The organism is Neorhizobium phenanthreniclasticum (genome assembly GCF_040066075.1).
Lineage (GTDB): Bacteria > Pseudomonadota > Alphaproteobacteria > Rhizobiales > Rhizobiaceae > Neorhizobium > Neorhizobium petrolearium.
This window is the reverse complement of sequence record NZ_JBEAAL010000009.1, coordinates 38,310-58,167: the sequence shown is the minus strand read 5'-3', so window position 1 is coordinate 58,167 and position 19,858 is coordinate 38,310. Positions and strand designations below refer to the sequence as shown.

The following is a 19,858-nucleotide window of genomic DNA, read 5'->3' as shown; positions in this document are numbered from 1 at the left end:
TGGCTCCTTCGTTTTTTTAAACCGCGAACAAGCTCAAATCGCTAAGGTCCGCGTCCTCGTATGAAGAGCGGCCAGAGGCGCCTTGAATGGCCCGTCCTGAAGCGATGATTGCCGCAACGGCAGGGTCGATCTTGTCTATCGACCGTTCCTTGACTGGCCGGCGGTTGCCGCTGGCGTCTGCGTATAAGACGACGTTGCCGACAGCCCATCGCAGCAGCGGATTGCCGCCGTGAATGAACTTTCGGTCAAACATCGTTGCTTCGAAATCGATGACGGGCCGCGCGAATGTGCCTATATTTTGCGGAAACTCGGCAACCGGCAGGCCATCTTCCTCTAGGGATTTCATGATGTCCTGCGCGTGCCATCGGTCGAATGCGACTTCCTCGACCTGAAAACGCTCTGTGAGACCGCGGATGTAGTTTTCAATAACCGCAGTGTCGATGGTGTCGCCGGGGCACTCGGTCAACCATCCTTGGTCTCGCCATAGGGGATAAGGCACGCCGTCTGTACGCCTGCGGATTGCACCTTCAGGGCAGAACGTCTGGACGTGCAACGCTATCCGACCGTCACCAGCGGGGATTGCCAGGCCTACCGCCGCAAGGTCTATTCGCTTGGCAAGGTCAACGCCAATCCACGCTGGCCGCCCCTCTAGGGCAGCAAGGTCCAGTTCGCCGGCATTTTCGTCCCATACATCAAGCGACCATTCGGGATTCGCCGCGCCGTCTAGCCACACATTCAAATGAAGCTGGCGGATCATTTCGCGGTCGGCTGGCCTGTGCTCTGCCTCCCGCACCATTTGGCGCAAGCCATCAACGTCCGGATACGGCGGATTGCATGACAAGCCAGGGTTTACGCGATGCCAAACTGCCTCGTCTCGCCAGTCTTCGTCAGGATCTGCCTCGAATATAATCGGTAGGAAGGCGTCGTCAGCAATCTGGCCAGTAGCTACCGCCTTTGCATATTTGTATGTCTCATACGCAATGTTTTCGTGGCCGACGCCAGCCGTTGTCGTGACGACAAGCAAGCTGCCTGGCGTCTTCACAAGGCCCGTTTTAATCGCGTCCCATAGGTCGCGCTTTTTCCATGCGTGGAGCTCGTCCACTAGGGCAAACACAGGCGTGCGTCCGTGCGCAGTAGCGGCATCGGCAGACATGGCGCGATAGAACGCGGACGACTTACGATGCGTGATGCGATTTTTAGTGTCTTGGACTTGGAAAGCCACCTCAAGCTTGGGATGCGCCTCGATGATCCCTTTCATCTCTTCCAAGGCAATGCGCGCCTGGTCACGGTCAACCGCGGCGCTAACAACCTGGCTTCCGGGGATGCGTTCTGGTCCCAAATGCAGCATGGCTAGAGCCGCGCCTAGCGTCGTCTTGCGATTTCCGCGGGGAATGAGCGCGAAAACAGTCTTAATCCGCCGCGTGCCGTCTGGCTTAGTGTCTCCATAAACCTTCCGAATGATGCGCTCCTGCCATCGGTCAAGCTGAAAAGCGCGGCCAGGTGCCTTTGATTTCGGGTGTTTTAGCGCCTTGAGAAAGGCAACGGCTCGCTCGCCTTTGCCGTGAGGATCTGGAATCGGGCTATCGTCGAAAAGCCATGCGGGATAGGACGCAAACGCAGATTTTGCGTTTGCGTCAGATGCTACTGAGGGCGTCGTCGTCATCGTCAATTGCGGCGCCCCCTTTATTTTTAGTGCGCGATGCTGGTGTCAGGCCAAGTTCCGCCGCAAGCCGACGCGATGCCTCGACGGCTTCCTTGACGAGCGTAGTGGCCGGGTGTCGCTTCAACTCACCAGTCGGTGACACGTATGTCTGGCCGTCTTTTGCTACGATGGCTTGCGCCTCGCGCATGCTGCTGACTGCTAGGCAATATGCCTCGACCGTGCCGAGCTCGTGCGCTGCGATCTTGTGATCAGCCACAAGCTGCGGCAGGACTCGCCGCCACTCTGCTTTCGCGTGCGCAGGCAGCCAGGCCGGCGGATTAGGAGCTACCGTCAGTGCGCCGTCGAGCGCCGTTACAGCGGCCTTTCTTCCTCGTGCCATAGGTCACCTATTCAAACGCATAGGAGCGACGCTCCCGGACGATGTCCCAGACGGACAGCGGCGTGTCGACGATAGTTGCCGCGACGACGGAAGCCTCGCGGTTTTCGTACCAATGGCCGACGAGAAGCATGACAGCCTCGATGACGTCGGAAGGAACGGTTGTGAATTCGGTTTCGATTGTGTAGCCTAGCAGTGACTCAAGATGAGCCTGCGCAGCGTCAATTTTCGACGTGATGAGCGCGTCATCGTCGTCGTAGAGAACTCGAAGATGCTCTTTCATGTCGTCCAGATCGACGATTGCCATGGATGAAAATCCTATATGCGGTGAATACAGAAGAAGGCTTCCGCGCTGGTCCTGGCCGAGCGGCGGGAAATTGACGACCTACCCCCACTTTGTGTTGCTCTACTGCAACACTCAGGGCTTGCGGCCGAATCCGCCTTCCTCGCGGATGGCTTTGCGCCTGTTGCAGATGGCATTGAATGGCTGCCAATTGGACCGCGACCAAAACAGGTGCATGTCGCCTTTCGGTCCTACGATGTGGTCGACCATATCGGCCTTCCGACCGCATCCACAGGCACAGAGCGGATCGCCAAGAGCGGCAAGCCAAGCTTGGCTCTCCTTACGCCACTTGCCATCATAGCCGCGGCTGGCGGCGCTTCCTCGTGCTGCGTCGTTGGCCTTCTGTGCAGCTACTGCACGTCGTTGACTGCAGTCGCAGCGCGTACCTTTCGGCACGCTGAAGCCGCACGGGCAGATGACATTGACCATGGTCTTTCCTTTTTGAATTGGGTGGGGAGAACCCGGCAGAGCTCTCCCCGTTGCGCAGGGCACCACCCCCACTTGCCTTTACACGCATCGCTTACATGTCCATGGGCGGCGACGATGCATGCTCTTGGACTGGCCAGGCCCCGTATGGATGCCGCCCAATCTGGTTACGCTACTGGCCGCGATGCAGCGTTGCCCTTGATAACACTGGCCGCAATGGGCGTGCCTGCGGCATGCGTGCCGCCGAAGTCTGCCAGCAGCTTGAGGTAACGCTTGTTGCCGATGTAGCCGACCTTGGTGATATCGGCTGCGGCGTGGGCTGCAATGAGCGACTTGATGATGCCGCCAGTGCCAACGGATGCCAGGCCGATAACGTCGTCAACAGTGACCGCCGAATAGGTGGAGTCGTCGTCGGAATGGGTGAGTTTGAATTCCACCTTGTTCGTGCCGGTGAACGTGATGCCGCCCACGCCAACGGAAATCTCGATAACGGCGGAGTCGAAGCCAAGCAGGTCGACTGCGGCGGGAGTGTTGTCGGCGTCGTAAACGGCCGCTGGGATGGCAACGGCAAAGCCGAGATTGTGATGAAGATCACGCATAGGAAGTCCTTTCGAAATGGGGAAGTAGGGCGGCGCTATGGCCGCCCGTTGATTGATGCGCGATTAGGAAGTCGCGATCTTCAGCTTGCGAAGCGCTTCGGCCATAACGACGTCAGCACCTACACGGCGGCGTGCATGGAAGCGAACCTTGCCGGTGGTTGCCTGCGTGAACGGGTCGCGAAGCATGGACATTGCGACGCGGTCATAGATCCGATATGCGCGGTTGAAATCGCCGAAGGCAATCGGGAAGGCGCCAGCGCCGATGTCTGGCATATCGACAGCCTCGATGATCGGGCGGCCGAGCAGCGTTGCCGGCTGGCCTGCCTGATACGACGGCTGCCAGATATACTGGTTGGTGGTATCCTTCAGGAGGCGAACAGCAGCAACGGTCGTTCCGTTCATCATCCACACGCCATTATTTCGGTAGAACGCCGGAAGGTCGTACATCATCGTGATGAGCGAGTCGGCCGTGATCGTCGATGCCGAGCCGGATACAACCTCAGTAATGCCGGCGGCAGCCATGAAGCCAACAGGCTTCTTCACGCCGTTGCCAGACACAAGCGCGACACCTTCGAGCCGGCCGAACTCTTCCGCCAGGTCGCTAGCGACTTCAGCCTCGACGTTGACAGCAGCGTCTTCAAGAAGCTGGACGCTAACGTCAACGTACGCCGCCATTTCATGAACAGGAATTTCAACCTGGCCGTAAGCAGACTGCGTTTCGGTGCGGGTTTCGGTTTCACCTACCCACGATGCCGTCGGCGTGCCGGTGCGCTTCGGAAGCACAACGCTGCCGGATGCGGTGGAACCGACGCGAGCAGCCTGGCGAACAGGCGAGATCTCGACGAGGTTCTTGAGAATTTCCGTCTGGAACTCCGCGGGGGCTAAGTAGCCGCCTCGCGTGTCGTCAGAGACGACGAGAGACTTGCGCTCCTCAGCCGGCATGATCTCGACGCCATGGCGAAGGAAGGACGTGAATGCCTTGCGCTCTTCGGTCGGTTCGTTGTCGTTGGCTGCCTTGCCGATGATGTTCGGGCGGGCAAGTGCGGTTTCAAGCTCGGCAATGCGAGCGACTAGCTTGTTGTCGTTATCCGCCTTTGCCTTGACTTCGGAAGTCAGGGCTTCAAGTGCGGTCTTTACCTCGACGATCTGTTCGTCGGATTCAGATTCGGATTTCGTTTCAAGAATGAGAGCGTGGCTCATTTGATGCCTTTCAATTTGCGGGTGGTGTCGTTCAGGGCGGCTACGAGCTCGGAAAAGCTGGTGGCCTGGTGTTTGACGGCCGAAATGGTCGCCGCTTCGTTCATCGCGAATGTCACAATCGACACCTCGCGAAGTTCAACTTCATGTAGAAGTCGCGTACCGGCTTTGCGGTCTAGCTCGTCGCGTACAGTACGATAGCCGATGGAAAGCGAGTCGTAGGCTCCGGCCTTCATGAGCGCGTACGTCTCACGGCCTTTGACGGTATCGAGGATAAGGCGACCAGTTGCCTTAAGCCCCTTGCCGTCCTCTTCGAATGACAGCCAGACGCCAACGGGCTCGCGGGTGTCGTGCTGGAGCAGCATCTTAACCTTGCTTGCCGGATAGGAAGCCATGGACTTCTTGAACGCGCCAGGCATGACCACGTCGCGGCCACGGTCCTTTACGCCGAACACGCTCGCATAACCTGTGAACGTGCCGTCTTCGGCGATTGCCTTAGTGTCGAGCTCTACAAAACTACCGGGGCTGTTTGCCATCGGCGGATTCCTTTGGTGGTTGTGTGTTGTCATTGGCTGGCCGTGCCGTATCGATGGCAGGGTTTGCGAACTCGTCGCCGCCGTCGCGGGGTGGCATGCCGAGCCAGTCTCTAGCTTCGTTCGGATTGAGAACGCGGCTCGTGATGAGCGTCGAGATTGCCGTTGCGCGGGCCATAAGGTCTGCCTGGCTCGTGTCGTCGATGTCGAAGGCGAAGCGATGGTCTGCCCGCTCTTCATCCGACAGCAAGACACGGTTGAAGGCTGCCTCAAGGATGCGAAGCCATGGAATCAAGCAGTAGGCGACAAATTCCTTGGCCTGCTGTTCCGAGTTGCCCCATGTGTTGCGGGTGAGTTCGAACAGCATGCCCGGGGGGACTCGGAAGGCTCTTGCTATTTCGAGGATCTGGAACGTCCGGCTGGCCGTGAACTCGCCGTCGACGCTGGTTAGCGCCATCTGCTTGTAAACGGCGCCTTCATACAGGATCGCAGTCTTACCGGCATTGGCCCTGCCGCCGAATGCAGCCTTCCATCCTGCAAGCATGGCTTTGACGCCAGAGTCGCCAAGGTTTTTCGGCGTCTCGATAACGCCACCAGGGCGGGCGCCGTTGGTCCAGAGCCCGTTAGCGTATGCTTCCATCGCCGATGCCGTGGCGATTGCACTGCGGGCCATTGAGAGCGGGCATTTCGTGAACGGGCCGCGGACGCGCATGATATTCTTTGGCGATGCGAACTGGCCGCCGATGCGGTATTTTGGCTCGCCTGTTTTGTCGTCTTCGTCGACAGTGATGATTCCGTCTCGGTAGACGATCAACTCACGCGGCTCGCCGTTGACTTTCGTCACCCAGCACAAGGCGCCAGTGTCTTTCGTGAGCGCACCAGCGACCAAATCGCGGATGAGCTCAAAGCCGCTTGTCCAGCCGTTTGCCTGGCCGGTGAGCAGCTTCAGCGCCGGATGTTCAGCTACGTCTTCTTCGGCATCGCCGACCTTGCGCTTGAGTTTCAGGTCAAGGCTGGCCGCGGCTTCGGAGATAATCCGGACAGCGGCACTCACGGCAGGCACTGAAAGCGCTTCGGCGTTGCTGATCGACGTGCCGGCCGGGATAGCGCCGAACAGTTCCAGCAGTTCCGCGGTGGGATCGCCGAGACTTTTGGTTTCTACCTCGACTGGCGCCGGTGCCGTTTTGCTGAACGGCCACATCATTCGCCATCCTTCGCATAGACTGCAGCGGCGCGTCCGATAAGATCGATCGCAACCTCATGAAGAGGGATGATGACAGACGATGCGCATGTCACGTCAGGAGAGGCGGTGCGCTCGAAAGACCAGACGCCGCGTTCCTTCATTTGGACAACCAGCAGGTCGCCGCCAGGAAGGTCGTATGCTGCTTCGTTCGCGATGGGCTGGACGGATAGCATTGCGATGCGTAGACCGACTCCGAAGGCGCTCAGGTCGCGCACAATAGACCAGAAATACAAATCGTTTCCTGACAAGAATATCCGGCCGCCGGTCTTCGAACCCATGAAGTCATTGAAGGGGCAACGGGCCATCCATGTTCTCAGCGTGTCTTCAGGCACGCGCAATAGATCAGCGGACTCGGCAACGGAAAACGCTGCCTGCCGCCATAGTGAAGGCAGTGTCATTGTGGTGTTTCCTGTGTGTTTGCCGAAATCGGCGATTGACAAAAATAACGGCGGGATGCGCAGCCCGAGGAAAAAGCGCGCATCCCGCGATCGACCGACGACAAAGGAGTAACGTCGGGATTTGATTGCCGCCAGTTCATCCGTGGTCGGCAAAGGTGCGCCGTCTGCCGACTGGGTAAAGATCGGCGACGGCTTCGCTGTTTTGGCAGCAGCGAATAAAAAAGCCGCCACAATGGACGGCTGAAACTTTGGGAGGGCGTCACACTACAATGGACCTGAAACGGCGTGGCGGTCCCCTCATTGGAAACTTTGAGCCAATCGAGGTGAACCCCTTCATAATAGTACGCAGCAGCGCGTCACGAAAAACGAACAAAGAGAAAATATTCTCTCAACCGTAAGGGACTTGCAACGGGGTGGCATACGGTCATGCGGCGCGATTGCGGAAGTGATTGATGAGTTACCCTCTCACTAATACCGCTCAGCATGCTGTTTGAGTGTACACTCACCTGGCTATATCGTTACGCGAACCCCTCACATGTACACACCATGGCAACGGTAAAAAGGGACGCTAGGCGACGAAACTCGGTGTGATTATTCCCCACATTGGAAAGTTTCGTGCATTCGGCGCATGCGTCGTGTCTCACACGTACACACCACGGCAGCGTTGTTTTCCCTACCTGTGCGCACGAAACTGTTGGAAGGATATTCTCCGTACCCTTCCCAACATTTCAGCGTGTTGAGTATATACTCACGCAAAGTCGCTTCTTCGTACCCTTCCCCTTATTAGAAACTTTCGGGCAATCGAGTACGGACTGCTATTCGCCTTCCTCATATATCCACACCATGGGGATATGGTTTTCTGCCACCTATGCCTGATATTTCTTCACAACAGACGTTGTGTTGTCGTTTGCGGAACTTCCCCAAAATCTTGGGGAAGTAGCCAGCCGCCTCAACTCGTCGACCAGTTCCGACTTCTCTTCATGAAACCGAAAAGGATCTCGATGGCTCGGCGCCAGCCGCTCCAGCCGGTCGGCGATGTCGTTTAGGTGGATGGTGAGGGTCATTTAATTTCTTCTATTTTTATGGGTACATTCTAGGGTACATAGGGTACACCCTAAAGGGTGTGTACCCGTACCGTACCCTAGAATGATGATACCGTGCTTATGTGGGTACGAGGGTACATTTAGGGTACATGTACCCTCATGTACCCTGTCACGGCACAATGAAACCAGCCTCGGTCTCTGCGACCAAACCAGTGCCGATCAGCTTTTCTTTCGCTCTCCGGAACCGTGTTTTAAGAGTGTTTTCTTCGACGTCAGGATATTCTCCATAAAAGCCATGTCGCCATTGACCTTGCGGCACGGCTACATCGCCATCATAGAGCTTCCGCAGCACATCCAATGCCTCAGCAGCGTGCCCCTCAAGTTTAGCAACCAGATGCTCACCGGCAGTCTTGCCGTCAGTAGGTACTGCAACAGGCGCCATAGTAGGCTGGCCGTCTTTTTCGCCTACCTGCACTCCCTCCATGCGGAAACGAGTGATAACGCCTTCGTCACCGTCGTTGGTGCCATCGCATTCAAGCAGGTAGCCGCCCGCCTCTTTCTTAACGAGGAATGACGCGTCCACGGCGCCATCAAGATCGATTGCCCCTTTGCCTCGCTCTCCGGTCCATCCGGTGTGATGAATTACCGTAAGGTGAGTACCCTCGACGCTCTCGCGGATGTGGTCGCATGCCCGCACAAACTTTGTCATGTCCTTGCTGGCGTTCTGGTCGCCAGGGCCGAATGTCCTTGTGAGCGTATCAACTATTATCCACCGGCAAGGATAGCCGCATACGCCCTCGGCAGCCTTTACTGTTGCTATGATGGCGTTCGCGTCAGCAACTCCAGATGTAAGATCCATCATCCCGCCGAGCACCACTAGTGGGATGTCGTCGACGCCATGGTATTTGCGGAATGCCATCATACGCCGCTTTGTGAGGGCTTTTCGTTCCGCAGCGATATAGATGACGAGACCTTGCTTAACCGGGCGCCCATGCCACTCCATGCCTGCAGCGATATGGCATGCAAGGTCAGTAGCGATCACGCTTTTGCCGGATCCTGGCTTGCCGGAAATCATGGTGAATTCGTCAACGCCGAAGACACCCTTCAGGATTTCCTCCTTTGACTGGTCTTCCTCGATGTCGCCGAACCAGTCCACAGTGAAACGTTCACGAGGCTTTTTCGACGCCCCTGGCACGTTATCATTCGCAGCCGAACGTCCAGCGTCAACGGCTTTGTGGTGCAGCATCTGGTAGAACGATTTAACAATGTTGTTAGGCTCCCGCGGAGCAGGTGGCCGAGCGCCGATATCGCGACAAATAATGCCAACGGCTATATTCGCGTCCATTTCCGGGCCGTCGATTTGCTCAACGTTTGGCTGGCCGTCCTCGCGGAGGTAGATTAGCATACTTGTGTCGGGTGAGCATCCGTCGATGCGATCGACGAGGACGCAGGCGCGTGCGGCAACGGCATGGTCTGATGGCCATTCATCGGCCGGCAAGGGCTCGAGGTTTGCAGGGTCCGCGCTGTCCCAATCAGGCGTACCGTCCGGCTTGGCTGGGGCAATCACGACGTTGGTTATCGCGTGGTCGTGCGCAGCTAGACTGTCGCAAATTCCGAAAATTCTCTTCTCTCGGTATGTGTCTCGTAGTTCGTCGATATTGCTATCAAGCTGCGGTGCGGTGTTCGTCATTATGGCGAATCTCTCCGGATGCGAGCGCCACCAGCGCTTCGGATGTTTCAGGTGTGAAAGTGACGACTGCGCTGCCAAACGCAGAAGGGGAGAAGACTCTGAGGCCTGCACTCGTTTGTTTTAGCGCAAGATTAAACATGCGCATGCCGTCAAGTTGCACGTCGAAGCGCGCAAGAATGTTTCCGCCAGTTTTTTCAGGGCGGATTGCAATGATATGCATTGATGTCTCCGATTGGTGACTTTGGTTAGGAGTCCCAGGGTGATTTTGGTTGCGTAGTCTCAACCGCAAAGGTTAGGGCCGGATACCAGTCGCCATTGTCGTTGACGCTCACGACGTAGTATGGTTGGGCGCAATTGTCATCGACGACAATCGCAACGGCAACGACGCTTTTATCAAGGCCGTTCTTTGATTCTGCGTCTGGTGAAAAGATATCCGAGAAGACGTCAGCCTTCCCATGTAGCGGGGCTATTGGCGTAATAATTTTCATGCGCTTGCCCTCTCAGCTTCGGCCATCCATTTGGCGAGCGTCGAGCGGCGAGCCGCGACGGAACCGCCTAGTTTGAAGTGCGGTGCGATACCGTCATAGCAAAGGCGATAGACCTGGCGCTGCGTCACGCCTAGAAACTTCGCAATAGCAGGCGCCCCCATCAGCAAATCGCCTTCGATTGCATTGTCATTGGCTGCGTTCATTTTTTCTCCTTTTCTGGGTTGACACGTGATTTACAAATCTGTAGAGTGATTTCTGGGTCATTCTGTCTATTCTCTTACACTATTTTTACAGATTTGTCAAGGTTTACCTTGCTTGCCGTCGTGCGCCATGCTTTCATGCGACATCCAAATCAGGAGGTCATTGAATGGCGACAATCACGAAGCGAAGATGGAAGACGAGCAAGGGCGTTGAACGCGAGGCGTGGGTGCTTGCCTATACCGATGCGGGCGGCAAGCGGCATAAAGAGCAGTATGAAAAGAAGCGGGTTGCTGAAGCTCGCCGCACCGAGGTGACTCACCAAGTCGTTAGCGGGACATACCGAGCCGATGCGGCAAGCACGACTGTCGCAGAGGCCGTCAAAGCATACCTCAAGCACCTATCGGGCCGTCGTGACCGTGGCGAGCACGTGACCGAACACTACTACCGCACAACGGAAGGCCAGTTGCTCAACTACGTCGCGCCGGAGGGGGAGCGGCCAGTTGAGTTCAATGGCGGGATAGGGGCCGTGAAGCTTTCCCAGTGTACCGCCAAGGTGGTCGGCGACTTCCGCGATCGGATGCGAGATGCCGGGGTCGGCGTGGTCACGACGCGGCGAGTGCTTGGAAGCCTGTCGCGCGCGTTGCGGTATGCCGTCGCTAATGACCTCATAGCAGTCAATCCAGCGGCAGAAATCACCGTGACTGGCAAGCGGGGCGAGGGACCTAAGAAGGTCGTTGCGCCGTCCAAGGCAGACGTTGCCGCAGCACTGGCTGAAGCAAAGGGAAGCCTTGCGATCCGCATGCGCCTATCCGCTTCGGCTGGCGTCCGCGCCTCGGAGCTTTACGCTCTCCGCTGGAAGCACGTGGCATTCAACGCTGGCGAGCTAACCGTCGACAGCAGGGTTGACGCCTATAAGAACGAAGACACGACGAAATCAGAGGCAGGCGTGCGCCAAGTTCCACTCTCATCGGCGATGCTGGCCGAGCTTAGAAAGTGGAAAGACGCGGCCGCGAGTTCCGAATCTGATGACCTAATATTTCCGAACGCCAAGGGCAGCTTTCTCGATCACAAAAACATTCTGAAGCGCGAGTTTCGGCCACTAATGAAGGCCGCGGCGGCAAAGGCAAAAGAGGAAGGGAGGAAGTTCAGGCCGTTCAATTGGCATGCTCTCCGGCACTTCGCGATCAGCCTGTGGATTGAAGCCGACCTCAAGCCGAAGACAGTTCAGACCTTCGCCGGCCACTCCACCCTGGCGCTGACTATGACGCGGTACGGCCACATGTTCCCATCCGACAGCCACCGCAATGTGATGGATCAGATCTCGTCGTCCATCTTTGGAGCGGCCCCGAATGGCGCACAAATGGCGCACGACGAGCCAGAAGCGGCGTAAAACAGGCATTTCCATCCTGATTTGTAATCAGGGGGTCGCGGGTTCGAACCCTGCCGGGGGCACCAGTCATTTCAGGCTTTTTCGCTGCTTCCACACCTCTCGGAAAATCTCGGGGGCACAATGGGGGCAAAAGCAGTGGTCGAGACCACCTCCGAACTCCAGAAATTTCTATCCACTCAGTTCCGGTTCGATGCTGATCTCAGCGAAAAGCTGATTGAGCTGACCCCGCCCTGCAAAGCGTTGCTGGAGCAGTACGATACAGTGATGATGACGGCCGGCGGTGCTGAGGCTGCCGTGGTCGCGTCTTTGGAGGCGGCGGCGAATCGCTTCCTGCGGAGCAACCTCAAGCCGAATAGCAAAGTCAGCCAGAAAGCCACCCTTGAAGCGATCGAGCGTCACAGTCAGGCCCTAATAAGCCTCCTGACGTCGTCAGCGATAGATGGCTCTATCGCTGACCCTTTTCGGAATCAGATAAGGAACGAATTGACGTGATTGGGCAATAAGACGGGAGTTCTCACGGTTCGAAATGAGAAAGACGTATGGGGTGCGGCGGGGCGCCTAATATATCATATGATCCAGTTCGGCATCTCTGAAGCAGGTGAAGCAGAATATCTGGTAAACATGAGAAATGCCTTCTGTTGGGGGTACAACTCCTTCGATCTTTCCACGCTCCCACAAAACGAATACGATCATCTCGCTCGCCTATTCCAACAATGTCTTGATGTTCGCGCCTATGCTCCACTGGGCTATCCCGCTGATGAGATGGAAAGTTCTCTTAGGGATCGGATTGCTCGGACGCGTGAATTGCAGGGCCGACGACTACCGCATTGACTGTTTTGGGGGAATTTCCTTTCGCCCCTGTTCTAATTCGGCAGGGAAGCAAAATATTACCTGACACTTTCAATTCTCGCAGTTTGAAAACCGTGTTCTTCTGTCCCTCGAAATGGAGATCAGAGGGTCACGAGAATGCCGCTTATCGCTACCAGACAGCGCAGGCAGAAAGATCCGATCGTTTCGATCATGCTGAACGGCGGCCGGGTGTTCGAGACGACCGATATAGCAACGCGAAGTGGCTTTAAGTTTGAAAGGGCTCGCCATCGCCTAACCACCGCCCATCGAGGAGGGCTAGAGGCCTGCGGCTTTGCGCAGCGCTTCGTTCATTCGGCTCTGCCAGCCTTTGCCCGTTGCCTTGTAATGGTCGATGATATCCGGATCGAGACGCAGAGATACATGCTTGCGAGGCTTCTCAATCGGAGGTCTCCCGCGTCTAGCCCTCTCCCGGTCGATACTTGCGGCAAGATGGGGCAGGGCTTCCCGGAACGGCTTCGCCTTCGCAAGCTCCTCATTGGTCGCTTCCGGCGCATCCGGGTCGGATGCAATCATCCGTTGGATTTCGGCCTCTTCCTCTTTGGTGAGGGGCCTCTTCGATGAAAACTTAGTAGCCATGGACTTTCCTTTCCTTGCTGCTTGCCGGCCGCATTGAAATGACGGAGATGGCTTCGGAGCCAAGCGGCGTGAAGATCACGGCGATGACGATCATGCCCCTGAATTCACCGATGGCCTTAAGCCGATCCTCCCGTGAGGGGATGATGGTGGAGGCCTCGAAGAAATCCATATCGAGATCGGCAAAGTCGAGGCCGAAGTGCTTTTCGATATTGGTCAGGCGCTTGTGTTCATCGTAAGTGATCCCCATGATTTTGTGTAGCACATTTAATGTGTCGCGCCAAGGATAAAAGTGCTACAGAAAATGCAAGGCAGCTCCTCAGGCGAGCATCAGTGAGAGAATGGCAAGGCCCACGATATTCAGCGAGGAATTGGCGGATACAGCAGCGGAGTTTCCTTCGGTTCCCAAACCGCAGCCAGCGCTGGTGATTTATCCAAGCATATCTCTCTGTGGGGTACTCAATACGGCTTTAACGTTACCGGAAATTCGCTGAAAGGCGGTGCGGTCATGACCAGTTGTACCCTCCTCGAAGCGATCGATACCATAAGGCGGAATGGAACGCTTACCTCGCGAAATCCCTGGACGACGACAAAGCCCTGTACTTCTGCGAAGGATCGCTCGATGTTCGTGAGACATGGGAGCCGCCTGCGGAGTGCCGGATGGAGGCCAGCGCCGCTCTCGAGACGCGCTCGAAACGTACGAGGTCGGTGACACCGCCGTCATCCCCCAATGATGAAAGCCACGCTCGGTTGGCTGGAACTGGAAGCACGGCGGAGGGCAGCAGAATGAAAAATCGAAAGTGCCGAGGCGGGACGAAATGTCCGGGCACAGTCGTCCGATTTTGCCGCTACCCGTCACTCGAATTGTTGAAACAGGTAACGAGCTTAGGCTGGGGGCAAACGCTCAGGCCCGCTACACGGCTTACAGGAAGCAGAAGCTCCCCAAGCTGGATGAGAGGAACTTGCGGCAGACCCATCTGCTGACGGCCGGATGCAAAAAAATGGCCCGTTATAGAGCGGGCCAAGTGGAGTGACTAGGAAAGTACAGGCTTAACGCTTGCCGTCCATGAACGTTCCCGATCGCATCCTTCAAAATGGTGCCTTCAGATACTTCTAAGGAACCGTGGAGTGATCTGCGTTGTTCTGCTTCTATAACCAGGAGGAAGCGTCATGAAGACAATTTCTTTGCTTTCAGTCTCCATCGGGGTTGCTGCTTTCACGTTCCAGCCGAGCTTTGCAGACTGTGTGGACGTAACCGGGTCTGTGAATAAGGAAGCGCGCAGCGGCATCGCCAAGGATGGTACTCAAGCCCCCTTGGAAAGCGGCGCCGTTACGGGAACGCGGACGGAGTCTCCGACCGGGACGACAACGACCAGCGCAGATGCTGGCGGCAATGCTCCTCAAAAAGATGGCCGAGCAATGCCGATGGGTGAGAGCCCCAATCTTGCTACATCTAACCAGGACGTTGTCTCGCAACAAAAGGGTGGTGAAACGGCCGCAGCGACTGCCACAAAAGATAAGTGCAATTGATCTCGGACGGACGCCTTCGTCCGGGATAAAGTATCATTGAACAAAATGATGCAGGTCTATCTGTTGGGCCCAAGGTCTGATTGGGGCGGGCAAAGGTCGGATTGCAGGAACGGCGCCGCGGGGTTCTTGTTCGGAGGGCGCAGTTGTTGGAGGTTCCCATGAAAGATCGTATCTATCGCGCCCGCTGGACAATTTATCCGGTGCTTAGTGGCGTTGTCGGCTTTGCTTTAGCGGCCGTAGTAAACGGCTTCTGATCGGGTGATTTCAGCCACGATTGGCATGCTCACCGAATCTGAAACAAGGACGGCCGGGGGCTCCACCTATCCCGGCCGTCTGCATCTCATCGGAACCTCTGCCCCAGAGAAATGCGCGGCCAATAGAAATGCAGAGCAGGGGCAAAGCAACCTTGGCGGTGAGCCGACCACCCGGAGTGCTCTAGAGCCGCCAGTTTGCCAGTCAGAGAGTGTTCCCAAGCCTGTTGTGGCGCCCGCTGGCGGAGCATCGAAACCGGCTCGCGAGGCTGGCGACTAGACGAATGGGCTTCTCTCCATCGCGAAGGAAACGAGCTCATGCCGGCCGCTGCGCAAATTTAGGTGAACCAGACATAAAGAAGCAGAGCGATGGCGGCGAGGGTGAGTGTCGCGCCGTATTTCTTGGCGCGCGCTTCGGCGACTCGTTGAATATCCCATTCGTAGATCATGCGGCCCCTCATCAAATCGGATACCGATATTTTAGGTGTGGCTACTTGAGTGAGGCTGGATATAGTGGACTCGGCGTATGCCATGGGCAGCGTACGCCGAGCCGCCGCAGGGGGGGTATCCGTGGGGGCGGACCTGCGGCGTCGGGACTGTCCGGCACGCCGCTCTATGGTTCCAGTTCCGTTAGCGAACATGGCTAACGTATCGTGAATACCCACAGGCTGCGTGCCGGGACAGGACAGCGTTACCGCACGCTTGCAGTTCTCATGTGGCGGCGATACGGTTCTTTACCGCTCATGGCGATCAGATGGAGGGATGAGCGGCGATGACTGGAATTCCGACGATGGCCGACGAGCCGTTCTCCGTCTCCTCGGCATGCCGAGCTCGATAAGCCGCCGGCAAGAGTTTTACTGTGAAATGAGTCTTTGGAATCGAATTCTCATTGATCGGCTTCAAGGTTCTGATTTTCTTGAGAAAAACCCTTGTGTGCGCTGCATATTCTTCAAGCGACTGGACCGTGTTTCCCGGTTGGTCACGGCGACGCTAAAGAACTGATATAAAACTGTCACAAAACTGTTATGTAGCCCCTGTAGAGGGGAGGCGGCGCCAGAGCGTCAATCGGAATTCTACGGGAGAAAATCCATGAAGAAGTATCTAGGAAGCTGCGCAGTCGCCGCAATTCTGCTGGCCACCGCGGGCGTCGCAACTGCTCGCGATCAGATCCAGATCGCCGGCTCCTCCACCGTCCTTCCCTACGCGTCGATCGTTGCTGAAGCCTTCGGTGAAAACACCGACTTCCCCACTCCGGTCGTTGAATCCGGTGGCTCGGGCGCCGGCCGCAAGAAGCTGTGCGAAGGCGTGGGCGAGAACACCATTGATATCGCCAACTCCTCCTCGCGCATCAGCAAGGCTGACATCGAACTCTGCGCCAAGAACGGCGTTGCTGAAATCCAGGAAGTCCGGATCGGCTACGACGGCATCGTCTTCGCCTCGGACATCAATGGTCCGGAATATGCCTTTACCCAGGCTGACTGGCACGCCGCGCTTGCCGCCAAGGTTGTGAAGGATGGCAAGTTGGTCGACAACCCCAACAAAGCCTGGAACGAAATTCGCGCCGACCTTCCGGCACAGCCGATCCTCGCCTTCATTCCGGGCACCAAGCACGGTACCCGTGAAGTGTTCGATGAAAAGGTCATCATCGACGGCTGCAAGGAAGACGGCACCTACGACGCTCATCTGGCTGCCAACAATGGTGACAAGGCCGCAGCAACCAAGGCTTGCATGGCGCTGCGCACCGATGGTGTCTCGATCGATATCGACGGTGATTACACCGAGACGCTCGCCCGCGTTGCCGCCAACAAGAACGGCATCGGCGTGTTCGGCCTGTCTTTCTACCAGAACAACACCGACAAGCTGCGCGTAGGCACGATGTCCGGCATCATGCCTTCGGTCGAGACGATCGCCAAGGGCGAGTACCCGGTTTCCCGCCCGCTCTATTTCTACGTCAAGAACGCGCATCTGGACGTGGTCCCGGGCCTGCAGGACTATATCGAGTTCTTCGTTTCCGACGACATGGCTGGCCCGAACGGTCCGCTGGCGGCCTACGGTCTGGTTTCCGATCCGGAACTGGCCAAGACCCAGGCTGCCGTCAAGGCACGCACTCCGATGGGGCCGCTGAACTAATTCAGACGCCGTTCCGGCGGCGCGTACGCGCCGCCGGTCTCTTTTCGCTTGATGGGTGGCGGGCAAGATGGACGTGGGCATCATTATCCTAATACTGGCGGTGCTTGCGGCACTGGGTCATGTGGTCGGCAGGCGGCGGGCGCTGGCTCTTGCCGCGAAGAGTGGGGTCAAGCTCCATTCCCTTCCCGGTTATTATGGCCAGACCGTCGCATTGTTCACGGCCGTTCCGGCCTTTGTCGTTCTGGTCGCCTGGCTGTTTGTTCAGCCGGGGATTGTCGAGAGCCGCGTGAGTGGCATGATCCCCGACAGCGTAATCCCGGAGGGCGGTGCGCGCAGCCTGGTCATGTCCGATGTCCGCCGCATCGCGGGCGGTCTCGATGCCGTTCTGGCGCGGGACGGGCAGAGGGGAGCGGATGTTCCCATCGAAGCGCTGGACTTCAACAATGTTCGCGGCCGCCTGGCGGAAGTTGGGGTGGCCTTGGGCGGCGACGTGCCGTCTGAGGTCTTCGAGGCGGCGAAGGCCTTCAGGGAGAACTCCAGGACCGGCAATCTAATGATGACGGTTGTGGTTCTCGCAATGGCCGTTGTTCTCGGCATGCTTGCCTACCGGCGGATAGAGCCGGAGCTGCGTGCGCGCAACATCAGCGAGAGTTTTGTCAAGTCGTTGCTTCTCGGGGCCTCCCTGGTCGCCATCTTGACGACGATCGGCATTGTCGGGTCGTTGATTTTCGAGACTTTTGAGTTCTTCCAGCGTTATCCGGCGCAGGATTTCTTCTTCTCCACCGTGTGGAATCCCCAGTTCCGCGGAGGCTCCGATCTCGGCATTCTGCCGCTGCTCTGGGGCACTTTCTATGTGTCGATCATCTCCTTGATCGTCGCCGTTCCGCTTGGCTTGATGATCGCGGTCTTTCTTTCCGAATATGCCGGACCGACGACGCGCGGTATCGTCAAGCCTGCGATCGAGGTTCTGGCCGGCATCCCGACGATCGTCTACGGCCTCTTCGCCCTGGTCACCGTCGGTCCTTTCCTGCGCGATTGGCTGGCGCAGCCGCTCGGTCTCGGCACCTCTTCGTCTTCGGTGTTGACCGCTGGCCTGGTGATGGGAATCATGATCATTCCCTTCGTCAGCTCGCTCTCCGACGACATTATCAATGCCGTGCCCCAGGCCCTTCGCGACGGTTCCTACGGACTGGGGGCCACACAGTCGGAGACTATCAGACAGGTCGTTCTGCCGGCCGCCTTGCCCGGTATCGTGGGTGCAATCCTGCTGGCGGCAAGTCGCGCGATCGGGGAAACCATGATCGTGGTCCTTGGCGCGGGCGCTGCGGCGAAGCTTGACCTCAATCCTTTCGAGGCGATGACAACGGTCACCGTCAAGATCGTCAGTCAGCTGACGGGCGATACGGAGTTCGGAAGCCCCGAAACGCTGGTTGCATTCGCGCTTGGCCTGACCCTCTTCGTCATAACGCTTGGGCTGAACGTGCTGGCCCTTTACATCGTGCGCAAATACCGGGAGCAGTACGAATGACCGACGTGACCGTATTCGGCAACCCAGCCGTTCCGGCAAAGGGAAAGTCCCTTCTTGCCCTCGATGAACGAACCCGTCGTCGCAACAATGCGGAGGCCCGGTTTCGCCTGATGGGCAAGATCGCCGTGGCGATCGGTATCGTCGCACTGATCGGCCTCCTGCTGTCCATCCTGTCGAACGGCCTGTCGTCGTTCCAGCAGACCTACATCACCCTCAACGTCAATCTCGACGCTGCCGTTCTCGACAAGGCCGGCGATCGCAAGCCGGAGAACATCGCGAAGGTCTCGACCTTCGGATATGCGCCCATCATCGAGAAGGCGCTCCGCGACGCGATGGCGCAGAAGGGCATCACCATCGACGGCATGAACGCAAAGGCCGCCGCCGAGCTGATCTCCAAGGAGGCTCCCGCCGATCTCCGCAGGTTTGTGATGGCCGATCCATCGGTGATTGGCCAGACTCATTCCTTTGATCTTCTGGCCGCGGGCCGTATCGACGGATATTACAAGGGGCGCGTGACGATGGAGAGCGCGAAGCTCGACCGCAATACGTCCCCCGAACAACTGATGCTGGCGGACAAGCTCAAGGAGGCGGGCATTCTGACGACCCGTTTCAACTGGAGCTTCTTCACGGCGCCGGACGCCTCCGATACCCGGCCTGAAGCGGCGGGCCTGGGGATTGCGGTCATTGGCTCCGCCTATATGATGCTGATCGTGTTCGTCCTGTCGCTGCCGATCGGCGTGGCTGCATCAATCTATCTTGAGGAATTTGCGCCGCAGAACCGCTTCACCGATCTGATCGAGGTGAACATCTCGAACCTTGCCGCGGTTCCCTCGATCGTCTTCGGTATTCTGGGCCTTGCCGTACTGATCAATTTCTTCGGTCTGCCGCAATCGGCGCCGGTTGTGGGGGGGCTTGTTCTGACCCTGATGACGTTGCCGACGATCATCATCGCCACTCGCGCCGCCCTCAAGGCCGTTCCACCGTCTATCCGCGACGCAGCGCTAGGTGTTGGCGCATCGAAGATGCAGTCCATCTTCCATCATGTTCTGCCCTTGGCGATGCCCGGTATCCTGACGGGGACGATCATCGGGCTGGCCCGAGCTCTCGGGGAGACTGCGCCTCTGCTGCTGATCGGCATGGTCGCCTTCGTGCGCGAATATCCCGCCGGTCCGCCGGATGGCTTCTTCGATCCGGCGTCGGCGCTTCCGGTCCAGGTCTATAACTGGACGCAGCGCGGCGACCCGGCATTCGTCGAACGTGCGTCCGGTGCCATCATCGTGCTTCTGGTATTCCTGATCCTAATGAACCTGGTCGCAATCATTCTTCGCCGCCGCTTCGAGCGCCGTTGGTAAAGGGGTGTGTAATGATGAATAATATCTCAACGAC

General features: G+C 57.5%; 22 protein-coding genes. 6 read left to right on the top strand and 16 right to left on the bottom strand.

All coding sequences use genetic code 11. From position 1 onward, the window contains the following. Positions 1-16: 16 nt before the first annotated feature. The 14 genes from ABK249_RS14530 to ABK249_RS14465 form a co-directional block, all read right to left on the bottom strand. Positions 17-1,663 carry a terminase large subunit gene (locus ABK249_RS14530; RefSeq protein ID WP_348863208.1) on the bottom strand — a complete coding sequence of 549 codons (1,647 nt, stop codon included), beginning with the start codon at positions 1,661-1,663 and terminating at the stop codon, positions 17-19. Next, entirely contained in the window at positions 1,635-2,042 is a 408-nt protein-coding gene (locus ABK249_RS14525) for a phage terminase small subunit P27 family (RefSeq protein WP_348863192.1), read from the bottom strand. Before ABK249_RS14525 ends, ABK249_RS14530 begins: the two co-directional genes overlap by 29 nt. A gap of 7 nt (positions 2,043-2,049) precedes the next feature. Next, the gene (locus ABK249_RS14520; protein WP_348863190.1) at positions 2,050-2,346 is read right to left on the bottom strand and encodes a head-tail connector protein; all 297 of its coding nucleotides are present in this window, start codon (positions 2,344-2,346) and stop codon (positions 2,050-2,052) included. 111 nt (positions 2,347-2,457) lie between these two features. Then, positions 2,458-2,811 carry an HNH endonuclease gene (locus ABK249_RS14515; RefSeq protein ID WP_348863189.1) on the bottom strand — a complete coding sequence of 118 codons (354 nt, stop codon included), beginning with the start codon at positions 2,809-2,811 and terminating at the stop codon, positions 2,458-2,460. 164 nt (positions 2,812-2,975) lie between these two features. Continuing rightward, a complete protein-coding gene (locus ABK249_RS14510) occupies positions 2,976-3,407 on the bottom strand; it encodes a hypothetical protein (RefSeq protein ID WP_348863187.1) in 432 nt (143 codons plus the stop codon). Positions 3,408-3,470: 63 nt separating this feature from the next. Beyond that, positions 3,471-4,607 carry a phage major capsid protein gene (locus ABK249_RS14505; RefSeq protein WP_348863185.1) on the bottom strand — a complete coding sequence of 379 codons (1,137 nt, stop codon included), beginning with the start codon at positions 4,605-4,607 and terminating at the stop codon, positions 3,471-3,473. Continuing rightward, a complete protein-coding gene (locus ABK249_RS14500; RefSeq protein WP_348863183.1) occupies positions 4,604-5,140 on the bottom strand; it encodes an HK97 family phage prohead protease in 537 nt (178 codons plus the stop codon). Before ABK249_RS14500 ends, ABK249_RS14505 begins: the two co-directional genes overlap by 4 nt. Continuing rightward, positions 5,121-6,341 (bottom strand): phage portal protein, encoded by a 1,221-nt coding sequence (locus ABK249_RS14495; RefSeq protein WP_348863181.1) that lies wholly within the window; start codon positions 6,339-6,341, stop codon positions 5,121-5,123. The genes ABK249_RS14500 and ABK249_RS14495 overlap by 20 nt, the downstream gene beginning before the upstream one ends. Then, on the bottom strand, positions 6,338-7,009 hold the full coding sequence (locus ABK249_RS14490) for a hypothetical protein (protein WP_348863180.1): 672 nt from the start codon (positions 7,007-7,009) through the stop codon (positions 6,338-6,340). The genes ABK249_RS14495 and ABK249_RS14490 overlap by 4 nt, the downstream gene beginning before the upstream one ends. 635 nt (positions 7,010-7,644) lie before the next feature. After that, positions 7,645-7,842, bottom strand: a complete 198-nt coding sequence (locus ABK249_RS14485) for a hypothetical protein (RefSeq protein WP_348863178.1) — start codon at positions 7,840-7,842, stop codon at positions 7,645-7,647. Positions 7,843-7,990: 148 nt separating this feature from the next. Next, complete coding sequence (locus tag ABK249_RS14480; protein WP_348863176.1) at positions 7,991-9,511, bottom strand: AAA family ATPase; 1,521 nt, start codon at positions 9,509-9,511, stop codon at positions 7,991-7,993. Continuing rightward, positions 9,486-9,731 (bottom strand): hypothetical protein, encoded by a 246-nt coding sequence (locus ABK249_RS14475; RefSeq protein WP_348863174.1) that lies wholly within the window; start codon positions 9,729-9,731, stop codon positions 9,486-9,488. Before ABK249_RS14475 ends, ABK249_RS14480 begins: the two co-directional genes overlap by 26 nt. A 25-nt stretch (positions 9,732-9,756) precedes the next feature. Further along, the gene (locus tag ABK249_RS14470; RefSeq protein WP_348863173.1) at positions 9,757-9,999 is read right to left on the bottom strand and encodes a hypothetical protein; all 243 of its coding nucleotides are present in this window, start codon (positions 9,997-9,999) and stop codon (positions 9,757-9,759) included. Beyond that, positions 9,996-10,202 (bottom strand): helix-turn-helix transcriptional regulator, encoded by a 207-nt coding sequence (locus tag ABK249_RS14465; protein ID WP_348863171.1) that lies wholly within the window; start codon positions 10,200-10,202, stop codon positions 9,996-9,998. Before ABK249_RS14465 ends, ABK249_RS14470 begins: the two co-directional genes overlap by 4 nt. 164 nt (positions 10,203-10,366) lie before the next feature. On the opposite strand from ABK249_RS14465, the gene ABK249_RS14460 reads away from it, so the two are divergent. Continuing rightward, positions 10,367-11,590, top strand: a complete 1,224-nt coding sequence (locus ABK249_RS14460; RefSeq protein WP_348863170.1) for a tyrosine-type recombinase/integrase — start codon at positions 10,367-10,369, stop codon at positions 11,588-11,590. A gap of 120 nt (positions 11,591-11,710) precedes the next feature. Further along, the gene (locus ABK249_RS14455; protein ID WP_052182822.1) at positions 11,711-12,082 is read left to right on the top strand and encodes a hypothetical protein; all 372 of its coding nucleotides are present in this window, start codon (positions 11,711-11,713) and stop codon (positions 12,080-12,082) included. Positions 12,083-12,715: 633 nt separating this feature from the next. Here the strand turns inward: ABK249_RS14455 and ABK249_RS14450 are convergent. Both ABK249_RS14450 and ABK249_RS14445 read right to left on the bottom strand, forming a co-directional pair. Then, positions 12,716-13,036: a BrnA antitoxin family protein gene (locus ABK249_RS14450; RefSeq protein ID WP_037150054.1), complete on the bottom strand. Its 321-nt coding sequence runs from the start codon at positions 13,034-13,036 to the stop codon at positions 12,716-12,718. Then, entirely contained in the window at positions 13,026-13,283 is a 258-nt protein-coding gene (locus ABK249_RS14445) for a BrnT family toxin (protein WP_348863167.1), read from the bottom strand. Before ABK249_RS14445 ends, ABK249_RS14450 begins: the two co-directional genes overlap by 11 nt. A 920-nt stretch (positions 13,284-14,203) precedes the next feature. Here ABK249_RS14445 and ABK249_RS14440 point away from each other — a divergent pair. From ABK249_RS14440 to pstA, 4 genes are all read left to right on the top strand, one after another. Continuing rightward, positions 14,204-14,563, top strand: a complete 360-nt coding sequence (locus ABK249_RS14440; protein ID WP_052182821.1) for a hypothetical protein — start codon at positions 14,204-14,206, stop codon at positions 14,561-14,563. A 1,340-nt stretch (positions 14,564-15,903) separates the two neighbouring features. Then, positions 15,904-16,944 carry a substrate-binding domain-containing protein gene (locus ABK249_RS14435; protein WP_037150045.1) on the top strand — a complete coding sequence of 347 codons (1,041 nt, stop codon included), beginning with the start codon at positions 15,904-15,906 and terminating at the stop codon, positions 16,942-16,944. A gap of 67 nt (positions 16,945-17,011) precedes the next feature. Further along, the gene (pstC, locus tag ABK249_RS14430) at positions 17,012-18,472 is read left to right on the top strand and encodes a phosphate ABC transporter permease subunit PstC (protein ID WP_037150042.1); all 1,461 of its coding nucleotides are present in this window, start codon (positions 17,012-17,014) and stop codon (positions 18,470-18,472) included. Then, a complete protein-coding gene (gene pstA / locus ABK249_RS14425) occupies positions 18,469-19,824 on the top strand; it encodes a phosphate ABC transporter permease PstA (RefSeq protein WP_227702572.1) in 1,356 nt (451 codons plus the stop codon). Before pstC ends, pstA begins: the two co-directional genes overlap by 4 nt. Positions 19,825-19,858: the final 34 nt, after the last annotated feature.

Excerpts from the sequence above, each read along its gene's own strand:
- ABK249_RS14530 (WP_348863208.1), bottom strand. The coding sequence starts at position 1,663 with ATGACGACGACGCCCTCAGTAGCATCTGACGCAAACGCAAAATCTGCG.
- ABK249_RS14525 (WP_348863192.1), bottom strand. The coding sequence starts at position 2,042 with ATGGCACGAGGAAGAAAGGCCGCTGTAACGGCGCTCGACGGCGCACTG.
- ABK249_RS14520 (WP_348863190.1), bottom strand. The coding sequence starts at position 2,346 with ATGGCAATCGTCGATCTGGACGACATGAAAGAGCATCTTCGAGTTCTC.
- ABK249_RS14515 (WP_348863189.1), bottom strand. The coding sequence starts at position 2,811 with ATGGTCAATGTCATCTGCCCGTGCGGCTTCAGCGTGCCGAAAGGTACG.
- ABK249_RS14510 (WP_348863187.1), bottom strand. The coding sequence starts at position 3,407 with ATGCGTGATCTTCATCACAATCTCGGCTTTGCCGTTGCCATCCCAGCG.
- ABK249_RS14505 (WP_348863185.1), bottom strand. The coding sequence starts at position 4,607 with ATGAGCCACGCTCTCATTCTTGAAACGAAATCCGAATCTGAATCCGAC.
- ABK249_RS14500 (WP_348863183.1), bottom strand. The coding sequence starts at position 5,140 with ATGGCAAACAGCCCCGGTAGTTTTGTAGAGCTCGACACTAAGGCAATC.
- ABK249_RS14495 (WP_348863181.1), bottom strand. The coding sequence starts at position 6,341 with ATGATGTGGCCGTTCAGCAAAACGGCACCGGCGCCAGTCGAGGTAGAA.
- ABK249_RS14485 (WP_348863178.1), bottom strand. The coding sequence starts at position 7,842 with ATGACCCTCACCATCCACCTAAACGACATCGCCGACCGGCTGGAGCGG.
- ABK249_RS14480 (WP_348863176.1), bottom strand. The coding sequence starts at position 9,511 with ATGACGAACACCGCACCGCAGCTTGATAGCAATATCGACGAACTACGA.
- ABK249_RS14475 (WP_348863174.1), bottom strand. The coding sequence starts at position 9,731 with ATGCATATCATTGCAATCCGCCCTGAAAAAACTGGCGGAAACATTCTT.
- ABK249_RS14470 (WP_348863173.1), bottom strand. The coding sequence starts at position 9,999 with ATGAAAATTATTACGCCAATAGCCCCGCTACATGGGAAGGCTGACGTC.
- ABK249_RS14465 (WP_348863171.1), bottom strand. The coding sequence starts at position 10,202 with ATGAACGCAGCCAATGACAATGCAATCGAAGGCGATTTGCTGATGGGG.
- ABK249_RS14460 (WP_348863170.1), top strand. The coding sequence starts at position 10,367 with ATGGCGACAATCACGAAGCGAAGATGGAAGACGAGCAAGGGCGTTGAA.
- ABK249_RS14455 (WP_052182822.1), top strand. The coding sequence starts at position 11,711 with ATGGGGGCAAAAGCAGTGGTCGAGACCACCTCCGAACTCCAGAAATTT.
- ABK249_RS14450 (WP_037150054.1), bottom strand. The coding sequence starts at position 13,036 with ATGGCTACTAAGTTTTCATCGAAGAGGCCCCTCACCAAAGAGGAAGAG.
- ABK249_RS14445 (WP_348863167.1), bottom strand. The coding sequence starts at position 13,283 with ATGGGGATCACTTACGATGAACACAAGCGCCTGACCAATATCGAAAAG.
- ABK249_RS14440 (WP_052182821.1), top strand. The coding sequence starts at position 14,204 with ATGAAGACAATTTCTTTGCTTTCAGTCTCCATCGGGGTTGCTGCTTTC.
- ABK249_RS14435 (WP_037150045.1), top strand. The coding sequence starts at position 15,904 with ATGAAGAAGTATCTAGGAAGCTGCGCAGTCGCCGCAATTCTGCTGGCC.
- pstC (WP_037150042.1), top strand. The coding sequence starts at position 17,012 with ATGGACGTGGGCATCATTATCCTAATACTGGCGGTGCTTGCGGCACTG.
- pstA (WP_227702572.1), top strand. The coding sequence starts at position 18,469 with ATGACCGACGTGACCGTATTCGGCAACCCAGCCGTTCCGGCAAAGGGA.